The following is a 13745-nucleotide window of genomic DNA, read 5'->3' as shown; positions in this document are numbered from 1 at the left end:
CGTCCCGATCGATCGAGTCCCAGATAAAGGTCGTCACTGAGGTAGAGACTTCAACTCTCACTGATGCTGTGACTTCGACTAACCACGTACCTGGATCACTTGCGTCATGCCAAATTGCGGTTTTTTCAATTAAAAGATCGTGATCCGCGAACTGGACATTTGATATCTCTCCTTCCACCCGGTCTCCGGTGTCCGAGTAAATGTCCCCCACGTCCCATGTCGCATTACCAACATGGTCTACGAGCGCATCGCTTAATTGAGAGCGTAGCGGCGAGCTGGCGTCTTCAATAGCTTCCAGAATTGCAGTTTGAATTTGAGCGGCGAGCTCGCCTGTAGCGGTAAATAGCGTTGTGAGCTCTTCTAAAGTTTTCACGCAATACAGGTGTTCGGACTGAGAAGCGAAAGCTTTCCATCCACCATCATTTGATACAACGATTCCTATAGCGTCGTTATCTACTGCGTAAGTCTCTAGCACCAATAGTGCGGCAGCGTCCGGGAACTCAGATTTTTTTGCGTTCTTCGTTTCAAAGGGGGCTTCAACAGCAAAATATCTACGGAAGAGCTCACTCAGAATGCCGTCGCCTTCCGTGGGCAAGATTCCTCCACGACACCTTTCAGCGTAGTCCTCCACTTGTTTACGGAAATACTCACGTGATGAGTCTGCTGGAGCGAAGCCCATGAACAGATCGCTGACCTGATCCATCGGAAGGTCGGTTTTGCGCTTAAGATTGTCCGCTGCGCTCTGAAGTTCTTGGATGGTTTTTAGTACGGGAATCATCAAGTGACTGACCACTTCGTTGGCCACTACATCTGTGAGCTGCAACTCCATGCTGGAAGGGAGCTGTCTATGGAGTTGGTTCAGAGTGCCTGCTCCGAAATTGTACCCAGCACCCTGAATGACATCAGTGTCGATCGAAAAAAAACGGATCTCCCCGTCCCATAGCTGAGCTGGGGTTGGCATTCCGTCTGGCATGGTTCTTCTCCTGGTTGAACTCAGTGCGGTAACAGTAGCGTTCTGTCCTACTCCACACCTGATATTTAATCTGCTGACGGCGATACTATCGGAATGCTCAAGTCGTAGACGTCCATCATTTTCGCATCACGGTGACCACTGGCTTCCTGTTTGTCTGCTCTGGTGCCCGTCGTATCAGTGATGCCGCGCCGTTTCAAGTCATGTAGAGCGAAGCGGTCTTCTGGATCAATGTTTCCTTCTGCGATTGCCAGCGTGATGAATCGCTGCCAAGCGGTGTCGAGACTTGTTTTGCGAAGCGGGCCACCGTGGTAGGAAAGGGGACGGATCTATTTTCCTTATTAAAAATGGGGTGTCTGCGTGCAGTGGTGCTAGCTTTGAACACAACATCTACTTGCTTGCTAATGCTTCGGTATCGAGCTAGTACCCACCTCAAGGAAAACCCGTAATGGATCTACACCACGAGTTTGAGAGCAGCAAATTCTTCAACCGCGCCCGAATCGATCGACGCGCCGCCGATGCCTTGGTCGGGTTGGCCGCTGGGATTACGGCCGACGGTGTTGTGAACATCACGGAAGCGGTTTTTCTAAAGCAATGGTTGGAAAACAATCTCGCGCATCTGAACGATCCGGTGATCAATCTGCTGTATTCGCGTTTGGCGTGCATGCTTCAGGACAATGCTCTAGACATGGATGAGTCCCTGGAGCTGCTTAACATTCTGCGTGGTTTTTCTGGAGTGGGCATTGAGAGACCAAAGGTTGGCGGTGCTGTTGCTGTTACTCCTACGGACCTTCCTTTCAATTCACCGATCCCTGATTTGGTGTGGGACGGCCGGATGTTTGTATTTACTGGTGTCATGGCCTTTGGGCCGCGTAAGGATTGTCAGGCGCTGGTCGAAGAACGAGGTGGTTTGATTGGGGGCAGTGTGAGCAAGAAGGTGCATTACCTGGTGGTTGGTAGCGTGGGTAATGAGCAGTGGCGCCACAGTACTTATGGAACGAAGATCATGAAGGCAGTGGAGTTGCGTGAGGCGGGAGCTTCGATTGCCATTGTGGGTGAGGATCATTGGCAAAAGATGCTGTTTGGTTGAGGTTGCTTCGTTGTTGGTGTTTTGGGAAAGGCACCCTTTTGTCTTGGCCCGCAGATCGTCGGTGGGTTTGACGGCCTCATCGCGAGCAGGCTCGCTCCCACAGATTCCGGTGTGTGGACAAAAAAGTGGACGCTCCAGAAACAACAAAGCCCTCGTATTTCTACGAGGGCTTCGTTTTGTATGGTGCCGGCACCAGACGAACGGTATGTTTCGGCGAGAGTAGGTTTTTCGGGCATCTGGAGTTCGCTGGAAAATTCGGCGTACCCCAACTAGTAACTATAAACAAATCAGCTAGTTATGGCGTTCGGTGGAATCGAACTCGGGATTTTTTAGATGTCAGCACGTTGTCGGTCTGCAAGTAATTCAGAGCCGCATACGGAATGGTAAACCTCCCGAATTCGAACGTTGATGATCATCCCCTCCGTCGAGAATAGGTAGGAATCCGCCAAAAGCTGCCGTGGCGACAGGCAGCCGACGGCCAAAAGCAGTCACTAGCGAACGATATTGAATGACACAGACCCACCGGTCACCGGCCGATAGCTGAAGAGTAAAAGCTGCTAAACGCTACAGCAGTGATCTAGAAGATTGTGACAGGCGTTTCCAGAGGTTACTCTTGAAATAAACCTGTATAGCTAGCGAAAGGATTTGCAGACATGGCTCGTTTGGCCCACGATTTCAAGTCAATACTCGGAACTATTGTTGCCACTTTGCAAAATCGTATCCAGGAAGGCAAGTTGGATGCCAATGCGGTTCATTCGGCTACAAACAAACTTGCAGAGCATCTTTACAAGTACGACACCGGATTGTTCCCAGCACTCCCTTCTGACTATCCCTGGGCTATCCCGGAACTTGCGGCACCCGAGTCGCTGGCGGAGGCCTTGCTATGGAAGATGGGCAAATGGAACATATACAAGTCTTTTGCGGCTTACTACAGCAGCCCTTCGAGTTTGCCGAAGAGCACTGACTCTGTCTTTTACGCATTTGCTAAACATCTTCAGAATCCCGAAAACCCAATCTACGACCAACACGCACTCCGTGCGCTTTGGGCCATAGATGCCAAGCTAACACCGGATCAGGCGAACATCTGCTACAGCCTATTAGTCAAAAGAGACGGTACATGGAAGCTTATCATCAGTGGATCGAAAACAAAGGCTGGCTACGACCTTTACATTGAACGCATCACTGCGCTGGCGAAAGATGGTGTCACGCTAGGTGATTTGGACAGGCTACTCATGCCGCTCGGCCAAGCATTGAAAGGTAACATGGCAAATGTATCCGAGTTTCGCAATCTCGTAGGCTTTCGCGATTGAGTATTTGCCAAAAGTAACCAGGAAAAAATAGCGCTGACTTATTGCACATTACTGTCTAGTGGGCGCAATGAACAGCCGCCATATTCAATACATGGAATTAATAGATGAAATGCATTATTTGCAACAAAGAAAAACAAGTACATGAGTTCTCGCTAGAGCATATATTCCCCCAAGGCTTAGGCGGAGCGCAATGCTCTGAAGAGTTCAAAAGCCGCCGTGTATGCCGCAACTGCAATTCGACAATGGGGCTTTTTGTGGATGCCCCGTTGATAAAAGGATTTTTGGGGCAAAACAACATGGCAGAGGCTGCCCTACACTATTTCGACCCAGACAATCTCAGAGTCATACCTCTTCGATACTTTGGGCATGTCAAGAATTTGCTTCTGGACGAGCAGTTCACGTGTGAGCTTTGGTTAGGAACAATTGGAGGGCTAGTTTATCATCGACGGAAAAGTTCAGATCCAAGGTATGATTGCTACGCTGGAGGCAACCCAATTAACCTTAAAAAATCTGGAGGCGAGGTTTACGTATTTACTCAGCATCAAGATGAATTCTGGAATATGATGTTTCTTGTCTCTGTGCGAGAAAAATTCAAGACTTCAAGATTGATATCTGGAAACGTGAGCCTGCCCGCTGATCCAGATTATTTTTCACCCCCGACAAACTATGAAAAAAAATTCCTAACTCAACTTCAGTCCAAGCAGGGGGAAGAGCACGAAGTCACTATCAAAACACTGCAGGGCTTTGAGCAAAGATTTCTATGTAAATTTGCACTAACATACGGGCATAATAAACTCGGGGATAAATTTATTGATAGCGCTCATGCTTTAAATTTGCGCAATGCTCTGTGGGAAATTAATTCAGACAAAAGAAGATCTTTCGGCATCGCTTTTAGCGAACTAGTATCAGTGGACGATGACGAAGAATGGGGGCACCTTGCTTGGCCCGGCGTACACACCATTACCATACTACCTGAGCCAGATAGATTACTAGCATTGATTTATTTGTTTGGTAGGCAACTCATGACAATAACCGTATCAGATGCGCCTGACTTGTGGCGGGAAAAGATAGTTGCTTCAGAAGTTCATGTGATCTGCCAGACTCTTGGTCATTATGCCGGGCCTTTTTCAGTAGATGATTTTGTGGCCCACCGCTCTGACGGAGAAAAAATTCCTGCCCTTTGGGAAATTGATTCGAAAGAGTTTGATATTGCAACCCTCCCCACTTTCGACGATCTTCAAAGCTAAATACTAAAAATAGAAAGCTAGCAAAACGATTCGGCAAATTAAGCCGGCAACTGTGTTCCTTAAGCAGCTGGTTGCGACTGGCGGCTGTTGAACGCCTACCGATTGAATTGCTAACGTAGGCACGTTTTCTGGTTGCTCTTACCCGATTCTGCCATAACCAGCGTGCACTTCGGGTTGGAAGTGGTCGCTCATGAATGTCTGCCTCTGGCCGAACGCGGTCGGTTTCTACCGGCAGTAATCGGCCAAAAACAGACCATGGACACGCGGCTAATACGCCAGTAATGTGTGCCCAAGTCATGTCGTTTTTCCTCCTCGCCTCATGTCGCGCTTCTAGCGCGACACTCAAGCTGAACAAGGAATTACTCATGGACAAGGAAGGTTATCAGACACAAGCGGCGGATAACATTACGCCACATGTGTCGGCTAATCATATTTAGCCTTAAGCATCACAGGGAGAAGTGTGTGAAGTTCGAGTTTGGAGACCTGTACAAATTAATTGTTTCTCTTGGGGTGATCATAATTTCCATCTCGGTTCTGGTTCCTTGGCTCTTTCTAAAAGAGTCCTTTGACTTATACAAATCGGAAGCCGATTTGAAATCCGTCACCAGCGTTGCTCACGCAGCAATCCTTGGCAGGCAAGAGGCTGTGGCCTTCATCGTCAAATTCATTCCGTGGTTTTCCGCCATCGGATGTATTTGCGGGTCAATTTTTGTTTTCGCTGGCCTAAAAAAATGGCATGCAAACCAACTGTTGCTAGATGAGCAAACTAAAGTTGAAATTGAGCTTAAAAAACAGTCTTTGCGAGATGCAACCAAGGACGAGATCGCACTCTCTGCGGCTCGAGACATGCACGCACTTGCTCCTGATGAAAGTCACACAACGAACTATACGCTTAGCGCTTTTGAGGCCAGCTATGCTCAGACAGAGAGCTCAGTGGCAAAACGCCTCCAACATATTTATGCCGGAAAGTATGAGGTCGAATCGAACAAAATGGTAGCCGGCGTTGAGGTGGACGTATTGCTGCGAGGTCGAAGCTGGCTGACAAAAGACTACATCATAGAAATCAAAACTATTCGTCGCGGCTTCAACTACGGGTGGCTCCGTGAGTCCTTTCTGAAGAATATTTACGCAAAAAAACATCTACGCACAAGCCACTAGTCGAATTCCAAATACTTTGTTGCTGATCGTCACGGAGTTTAAGGGTAACTTTTCTGAAAAATACACTTCTATGCTCGAAAAAATCTCAACGGAGGGCCTCGGAAGAAAGGGGAAAGACTTGGTTGTTATGATCGACAAGGAAGAACTTCAGAGCTTGCCCACAGATCAACTTCAGAAGCGCCTTGGCATAAACGCCTAACAAATGGCACAAGTCGCTCGTTCCGCTCGTTCCGGGCCGGCTAAAGCCGGCCCCTTAACCAAGCGCTAGTTGGCATCTTCCTCCTGATTTATCAGTTACGGTAAAACCTAGGTATTAACCAATGAAAAGCATCAATATAATCTCTCTTGTGCAAGCTTATAAAAGCCTTGACCCTGCTGAATATAGTTCTTATATGAAGCACTATGGCATAGACATAAATAATAATGAAGTTGAAGATCTGGAAAGATTCGCATTAAGCATGTACAAAATTTTACCATTCGTGAATATATTTGATGTTTTTTTTGTAAGTTATAAAATACAGCATATTAGTAAAGAGTTTGATTTATTGCGCTTCGGTGATAACTATATTTTGAATATTGAACTTAAAAACAGTAGCACAGAGGTAAAAATTAAAAATCAACTAATAAGAAATAAATATTATCTTGGCCATATAAATAAAGTCGTTCACAATTTTTCTTTTGTTGTTAATACAAATACACTTTATAAGCTCGACAGCAAAAATGATCTTGAGGTGGTTGACTTTAGCTTGTTGACACAGCTATTAACGAATCAAAATTTATTGAAGATAGAAAATCCTGACGAACTATTTAATCCATCGGATTATTTGGTTTCGCCTTTTAACTCCACGGATAAATTTACTAATAATCAATATTTTTTGACTGGCCAGCAAGAAACTATAAAGGGTAAAATCCTTAAAGTGCTTAACAAAGGCGCGTCGGATTTCATTTCAGTTAATGGTGGGCCAGGAACTGGCAAAACATTATTAATATATGACATAGTTAAGTTGATCAAAGATCAAAAGCGCACCCTGATTGTACATTGCGGAAATCTGAATGAAGGGCATATTAAGCTAAACAGGTTAGGCTGGAATATTATACCCATAAAGAGTTTGAAAAACTATGACTTGAAAAATTTTGATTTGGTTGTTATTGATGAAACCCAAAGAATATATGCAACTCAATTCGATCAGTTGATTGCTAATGTTGCAGCGAGCAATACAGTTTGCATTTTCTCATATGATAAGCAACAGACTTTATCTTCAACAGAGGCTAGAGCGGATATTGAGGGAAAAATCAATGCTGTTGTAGGTGTATCTAAATTCAGATTGTCAGATAAAATTAGAACCAACAAGGAAATTTCCAGCTTCATCAAGTTGCTATTTAATAATCAGCGAAACGATATTGCTTTTTCTAATTGCGGCAATATTGACTTTAATTATTTCACAGATTTGGTGACTGTCAAAAACTATATTCAACTGGTAAGTAATGATGGGTGGGAAGTACTTAGGTTGACTCCATCACTACACACGGCCGAGCATCATGAATCGTATTCGGATGTTTATAGCAAGAATTCACATGCAGTAATCGGGCAAGAGTTCGATAATGTCGCTGTTGTTATGGATGAATATTTCTCTTATGACAGTTCAGGGTCATTAATTTATCAGTCACGCACATATTACGATTCGGTAAAAATGCTATTTCAGAACATTACGAGAACCAGAAAGAGATTAAAATTAATTATAATAAAAAACAAGCAGGTGCTAGGCAGATGTTTATCTATCTTGGAGTAATAGTATAAAAGGCAACTAGTAAGTCGTTCAGGCACCGCTTCGACGCTTCGCGCCTACGTTGAACAGATTTTAAGTCACGGCGTTATGGTTTTACTGCGAAAAAGTATTCCATAAATCCACAACTTAAAATCTGTCACTGAACTCGGTGTTGGTCAGCGTGCGCAATGGATCAATAACTGCCTCCCGTGACAGACTGCTTATGACCGTTTTCTTACCTTCGTTTAGAGGTTGAACTACCAGGATTTTCCTAAGCGATGAGTGAGTAATTGCATGGTCAGCAAATAGTAATAGCGCGTCGATTGAGTGTGCTGGTTTAGGTGGTGATTCAAAAACCACGCAAGGTGTTTTCTCTGCCAAGTCCATGGATTGTCGCGTTGCCAGCGCTCAGCGATCGCTGTTTGGATGGTCTTCGCCTGACGCAGGTGGCGTTGGTGCGTGGTATGCGACCCGGTCAGGACGCCCGCCAGGAACAGATCCATATCGAATGCCGTGCTCATGCGCGACCACCAATGTAAGCGGCCACCACGACGATACGGTTGTGCCCCAGCTCATAGCTGATTTGTACTCGGGCTTCCTGATCGAGACGTCGGTCGAGTTGATAGCAATGGCCACCGTTGATGGGGGCGGGATGGTGGGTGATTTGCTCATAGCGTTCGCACGCATAGGCTGCCCGCAATTCGTGGAAGCCTTTGAGGTTGTACTGATGGAGGATGTCCCGTGCAGGACGGACGATTCCCCGTTGGAAATCGAGGTAGGTTTCGTTCGGTGCAAGTAGGTTGCGGCTACCGTCGGGTGAGACCTGTTCGGCGAATTTCAGCGCCTCGCGAATATGATCATCCGCCCTGATCCAGCGAGGTGCCGAGGCACCTGAACGGCCCCCTTTGGTGCCATCCTGGATGTTGATCTTGCCGTAGTGTTCGGCCTCACGTTTTAAGCGCGGTAAGTCGGCCAAAATGGTCTCGCGCAGGCGCATGCCGGTGGCTCGCGCCAACTGAGCGATGGCCGCGGCGCGCGGCATTTGGTGTTCGTAGAGCACGTCGACGATCCGCTTCACGTGTTCGCGGTCTTGGCCTTGCGGCACCGAGAGACGAACACTGGTGCGCTGCATTCCCAACGCCTTGCTCGGACTCTGCACTTTCACATATTGATCACCGCGAAGCGCTGCCAGGGTACGGTTGACGCTGGACAGTCGGTTTTGCGCGGTGGCGATGGCGAGCTCACCTTGTTCAACTTGCTGACGCAGATGTCCGGCGTAGTCCAGCAAGGTCTGCCGATCAATTTGTCGCGCATCGTTAAATCCTGGCCCATTCTCGGAGCGACACCAGCGTACAAACGCCTGCCAGCGATCACTGTGCGCCTTGACCGTGCCGTAATGTCCGCAGCCAAATAGATCTTTCAGCGCTTGCGGTCCTGCATAGCTCAGCTGCCGCCCATATCCAAAATTCCGCCCGTCCCGTCTACCGACCAGTGCCATGATCAAACTCCTCTCGAAGCCAAACCTTTAAAACCATCCCCACGTCGTCCCGCCACGAATGTTGAGTGTTATCAGGGATCAAGGCCCCTGCGACCTGTGAGGGTTGTCCACTAACGCGGGACTGACGGCTCTTTACGACCGGGAGCTTGGGCATCTCATGATCTGGCCTCCTGAACACCGATAGTGGTGGGCGGGTGGAGGCTGCACTGGCTGACGAGAGCAGCGCCGCGAGATCCTGAGTCGGGTGAAGGCAGTGATGCGATTACCGGGGCGTGCCTGACTGTCAGTCAGGTGCAGTCCATTCCTTGGGCTGCGGCACCATCATCTGCATCGCTGTTGCTGGTGACTTCGGTGTTTGTCACGCCGATTGTCACGAGGGGAATGCCGCAAAGCCTTGTCCAAGTTGGGCTGCAGCAGCGGTAGGAGCGCCCGTCTCTTTCCGGAAGAAAGAGACGGGCGCAGGTTGTCGCAAGGAAATGGCCAAGCGGGTAGGTTGCTGCAGAACAGCTAGGAAGGGGTGTGAGTTGCCGCAGTGGGCACACTGGTAAAAGTAGGCATCCATCACATCGCTGTGACCGTGCGAGCCGCCGGACGCTAATCGCACTTTGGGTGAACCACCACGGTATGGCGTAGCCTTAAAGGTTCTGGCTACCTGGGTTGCTGTCAACGACAGCGCTTTGCCCGATCTTTTCTACGCCTGTGGATAATTCGGGTCAAGGCTCGAATTTTCGGGGATTCTGCGGCTGTGGATGAAATTATCCACCGGTGGAAATCAGTGGTTTTCCACAGACAGTTGCGTGGGCTTTAGATTTTTTAAGTGAGGTCCATCCAAGCAGGGCGGCTTTGCAGCCCTGCTTGGATGGACCCGCGTGGAAGGGCGGACTGCGGTGATCTCACAGGCTTACCCACGTTTGGATGCGCCACGGCTATTTTGTAGGGCCGTGATGTTGTCGCCGACTGGGTGAGCGAATTCGTGTGGCGTCACATGCCCATGGCGGTTGGCGTCGATGTAGTTGCTCCACCACGCCATGATCAGCCGGCGCTGCTCCAGAAATTCAGCTTTGTGGATATACGCGGCGCGCACGCGGTTGCGTTCCTTGTGGCTCATTTGTCTTTCGATGGCTGCGTCGGTCCATAACCCGGACTCCAGCAGAGCGCTACAGGCCATGGTCCTGAAGCCGTGGCCGCACACGTCCTTGCTAGTGTCATAGCCGACGTTACGGAGCATGGTGTTCACCGTATTCTCGGACATGGGCTTCCAGTACTTGTGGTCGCCCGGTAGCACCAACTCTGAAAAGCGACTGAGGCTTCGCAGGCGCTCCAGTATTTCGATGACCTGCGGCGATAGCGGAACCATTTGAATGTCGCCGTTCATCTTGGTCCCACGTGTGGAGTTGCGTACCCCTTCAATCGGTGCGCGCGTATCGGGAATTTCCCACATGGCGCGTTGTAGGTCGAACTCACTCCATCGAGCGAAGCGCAGTTCGCTGGAGCGGACGAATACATGCAGAGTCAGTAGCACAGCAAGGCGCGTTAGCTCGCGGCCGTTGTAGTTGTCGATACGGTGTAGCAATTCGGGTAGGCGGTTGAGGGATAGGGCCGGACGATGGATTGTGCGTGGCGCGTGAATCGAGCCTGCCAGATCCAGTGCAGGATTCATGGTGATCTGCCGAGCCCTTTTGGCCCCGCGCATGATGGTGGATAAGTAGTTCTGTACCCTTAACGCCACATCCATGGTGCCGCGTTCCTTGATGCGCTGGGTGATCTCTAGCAGGTCATGGGTATCGAGTTCAGCGATGGGTCGTTGGCCGATCAGCGGGAAGACGTGGGTACGCAGTCGGCTCATCACGGTTTTTGCGTGTCCTTCGGTCCAGCGACGGGACATGTCGGCGTGCCACTCCAGAGCAACGGTTTCGAAAAGCAGTGCCGCCCGCTGGGCTACGATCTTGGCCTTCTTCTTTTCTTCCATGGGGTCGAGGTTGTCGAGCAGCAATGCCTTGGCTTCGTCTCGCTTACGTCGTGCGACGGAAAGGGTAACGATGGGGTAATTGCCGATGATGAGCGTACCTTCCTTGCCGCTGGGCTTGGTGTACTTCAAGCGCCAGGTCTTCACGCCATTGGGTTTGACGAAAAGGTACATGCCGCCGCCGTCGAACAGTTTGTAGGCGCGTTCGCGGGTTTTGGCCGTGCGGCATTGCAGGTCGCTGAGAGGGATCGCTAGACGTGGCATAGGGGTACGCGCTCCTGACCGGAAAATCGCAGTACCCCTAACATACCCTCGGGGAAGGGGGATTTTGTTGGATCCCGACAGAGGGTCCTGGAACGAAAAAACCCGCCAAAGGGCGGGTTTTCGGGGCTTCCAGAGCATTCGGTGGAATGCAATGGAGCCTAATGTGGTGCCGGCACCAGGAATCGAACCCGGGACCTACTGATTACAAGTCAGTTGCTCTACCATCTGAGCTATACCGGCGTGTCAGGGCGACGATTATAGCGATTGGTTGGCTTCTGTAAACCCCTGAATTCTGACTATTTTTGCACGGGCTTCAGGTCAGGCGCGCAGCAGGGTTTTCTTGAGTTTCTGAATGGCTTTCCAGGTTCGACTGTTTTGCATTGCGCGCAGCTGTGCTTCGGCCTGTTCGGCGCGTTGCAGGGCGGCGGCGAGTTGGTGTTCGGCGTCGCTGACGGGGTGGCTGAAGTTGTGGCCTTTGCAGAACTGGAACTCGTCCAGGTTGCACGGCGGGATGTCGAAGGCGGGTTTGAGGTTCAGGTGTTCTTCGGCGAGGTAGTAGGTGTTGATGCCGTCGAACAGGATGGATTGGTAGCCGGCGTCGGTGACGAGGTTTTCCCAGGTCTGGTCGCGGGCCCAGGGGGTTTCGATGAGGATTACCCATGGTCGCCATTGGCTGAAGTCCATGCCGCGCAGGACGGTTTCTTCGTGGCCTTCGACATCGATTTTGAGGAAGTGAATGGCGCGGCCCCGGGCGTGTTCTTCGCAGATGGAGGTCAGGGTGCGGGACTTGATCGTTTGGCTGCGCACGTCCATGCCGGCGTCTTTGTGCATTTTGGCCATGGCCGGGTCGAGGGTCGAGAGGCCGGTGCCGGCGATGCCGTAGAAGGTCAGGTCGTCAGCACTTTCCCCAGCCGCGCACTGCAGGTTGGTGTCTTTGGGACGTTGCTGGCAAAGGGCTTCGTAGTAGTTGGGCATCGGTTCGACGTTGATGCCGGTCCAGCCGCGGTCGTAGAACGCCTTGGTGACCGAGTCATGGGTGGGATGGTTCGCCCCCACGTCGATGTAGAAGCCGTTCTCGACAGTCTTGAGGGCGCGCCACAGGCGTATGTCTTCGAAATTCTGTGCATAAGAAATGAAAGTCACTGGCGCATCCTGTCGGAAGAATGTTCTTGTTCGTGGCCGCGCATGCTGGCGCCCTGGCGTTTGTGTATATCAAGAGAAGTGCAGCGGTGCAATTTCCCCTGTCAGCGGTCCGGGATTAGGCATTTATGTCGTTTTCATTAAATGCTTATGCACAATGCCATCGGCAGCGCACTGGGTTTAGGTCGAATTTGTGGATCCGTTCTCATTTGTCCGCAAATACTTGTTTTTTCGATTTTTTATCCGGGTGTACAAAAAATGAACAGTATGGTTTAAGCCCTGAAACAGGCGTGGATATTGGATCCGTGATAATTCCATCAACAGAGTTATCCACAGGTCGGATGTGTTTAAGCGCGTTCGGCCAGGAGCAGGAAATTACGCGGCGTGAGCGGGGCGTCGCAGAAGGTGCCAACGCGGACGCTGTAACCCTGTTCGGCGAGGAAAAGTGCCCGGTCAAGGACCAGCCAAAGTTCCAGCGGACGTCGGAACAGTCCCCGTAGTAGCTCAAGGTTGCGCACTTCGGCCAGTCGCTGCCAACCGGAGGCTTCGAGGGCTGACCAATCTTGCGGGCCGATTGTGGATATCTCTTTAAGCGCGGCCAGGTGATGGCAGTAATCGGCGAAGGGTTTGTCCAGCCAGGCGCTGGGCAGAGAAGGGGTTGGCAGGTACTCGTCCATGTCGCGCAGTTGCCGTTGCAGCAAGTCGAAGCCCAGACGCCGGGCCATGGAGGTGTCGCGTTGACGTCGCACGCGGGCACCGGCGGTAACGGTTTCGCTCATGGGCAACGCGAGGTCGTCGAGGGAAAGCTGTAAGCCGGAGCCTTTGGCGGCCGAGGAAATTGGCGAGTATTTGGCAAGACCGATCCGGTTGTAGCAGCACGGCGCAATGGCGATTTGTTTGCAGCCTGTTGCGCTGGCGAGTTGAATCAGTCGCACATGCAAATCACCGCAGGCGTGAAGCGCGACGGGCGTGTGATACGCACTCAGTAAAGATGCTGCGTCTGCCGCGAGCACATCCTGTTCGATATGCAGTGCGTGCAGGTGATGACGTTGGCTGAGCGCCTGGCCGCTGGTGACCAGTGCCGGGTCGTATTCCAGGCATGTCAGTTGTTGCCCCGCTTGCAGCAGGCGGCGCCCCAGATGTCCCTTGCCCGAGCACCAGTCCAGCCAGTGCCGCGGTGCCTCGGAAAACTGCAATCGACTGGCGAAGGCTTCGATCTGTTGCCATTTGCGCCCCGGCACATCGACGTTCAACCGATGGCCGGCCGCTTCGAGTGTGCGTGCGGGCAATTCATCCACCGCACTCAAGGCAACGGACATCCTTGCCAGGCAAGCAA

11 protein-coding genes, 1 tRNA gene and 1 pseudogene are annotated in these 13745 nt (G+C 50.7%); 5 read left to right on the top strand and 8 right to left on the bottom strand.

Annotation, left to right across the window (positions count from 1 at the left end):
- Positions 1–973, bottom strand: a 973-nt coding sequence (locus ACXRVY_RS06900; RefSeq protein ID WP_458237155.1) for a PIN domain-containing protein, incomplete at its 3' end; no start/stop codon positions are given.
- 65 nt (positions 974–1038) lie between these two features.
- Positions 1039–1281 (bottom strand): annotated as a pseudogene (locus ACXRVY_RS06895) (site-specific integrase); the annotation flags it as partial.
- A gap of 137 nt (positions 1282–1418) precedes the next feature.
- Here ACXRVY_RS06895 and ACXRVY_RS06890 point away from each other — a divergent pair.
- The 5 genes from ACXRVY_RS06890 (at position 1419) to ACXRVY_RS06870 (ending at position 7565) form a co-directional block, all read left to right on the top strand.
- Positions 1419–2060 (top strand): BRCT domain-containing protein, encoded by a 642-nt coding sequence (locus ACXRVY_RS06890; RefSeq protein ID WP_457265705.1) that lies wholly within the window; start codon positions 1419–1421, stop codon positions 2058–2060.
- Positions 2061–2713: 653 nt separating this feature from the next.
- Positions 2714–3370, top strand: coding sequence for a hypothetical protein (locus ACXRVY_RS06885; RefSeq protein ID WP_072445775.1), 657 nt, complete (start codon positions 2714–2716; stop codon positions 3368–3370).
- 104 nt (positions 3371–3474) lie between these two features.
- A complete protein-coding gene (locus tag ACXRVY_RS06880; RefSeq protein WP_457265704.1) occupies positions 3475–4617 on the top strand; it encodes an HNH endonuclease in 1143 nt (380 codons plus the stop codon).
- Positions 4618–5079: 462 nt separating this feature from the next.
- Positions 5080–5775, top strand: a complete 696-nt coding sequence (locus tag ACXRVY_RS06875) for a hypothetical protein (protein ID WP_457265703.1) — start codon at positions 5080–5082, stop codon at positions 5773–5775.
- Positions 5776–6095: 320 nt separating this feature from the next.
- On the top strand, positions 6096–7565 hold the full coding sequence (locus ACXRVY_RS06870; RefSeq protein WP_072445778.1) for a DNA/RNA helicase domain-containing protein: 1470 nt from the start codon (positions 6096–6098) through the stop codon (positions 7563–7565).
- A 233-nt stretch (positions 7566–7798) separates the two neighbouring features.
- Here the strand turns inward: ACXRVY_RS06870 and ACXRVY_RS06865 are convergent, their stop codons facing one another.
- The 6 genes from ACXRVY_RS06865 to ACXRVY_RS06840 all read right to left on the bottom strand — a co-directional run.
- On the bottom strand, positions 7799–8062 hold the full coding sequence (locus tag ACXRVY_RS06865; protein WP_457265702.1) for a hypothetical protein: 264 nt from the start codon (positions 8060–8062) through the stop codon (positions 7799–7801).
- A complete protein-coding gene (locus tag ACXRVY_RS06860) occupies positions 8059–9039 on the bottom strand; it encodes an integrase domain-containing protein (RefSeq protein ID WP_457265701.1) in 981 nt (326 codons plus the stop codon). Before ACXRVY_RS06860 ends, ACXRVY_RS06865 begins: the two co-directional genes overlap by 4 nt.
- Positions 9040–9940: 901 nt before the next feature.
- A complete protein-coding gene (locus tag ACXRVY_RS06855; RefSeq protein WP_169390144.1) occupies positions 9941–11269 on the bottom strand; it encodes a tyrosine-type recombinase/integrase in 1329 nt (442 codons plus the stop codon).
- 164 nt (positions 11270–11433) lie between these two features.
- Positions 11434–11509: transfer RNA gene (locus ACXRVY_RS06850), tRNA-Thr, on the bottom strand.
- Between the two features lie 78 nt (positions 11510–11587).
- Positions 11588–12412 carry an FkbM family methyltransferase gene (locus tag ACXRVY_RS06845; RefSeq protein ID WP_457265700.1) on the bottom strand — a complete coding sequence of 275 codons (825 nt, stop codon included), beginning with the start codon at positions 12410–12412 and terminating at the stop codon, positions 11588–11590.
- 344 nt (positions 12413–12756) lie between these two features.
- Positions 12757–13745, bottom strand: a 989-nt coding sequence (locus ACXRVY_RS06840; protein WP_458237154.1) for a methyltransferase, incomplete at its 5' end; no start/stop codon positions are given.

Source organism: Pseudomonas sp. P5_A2_2 (assembly GCF_054177685.1).
The sequence above is the reverse complement of the archived record's forward strand: the minus strand, read 5'-3'. Positions and strand labels throughout refer to the sequence as shown.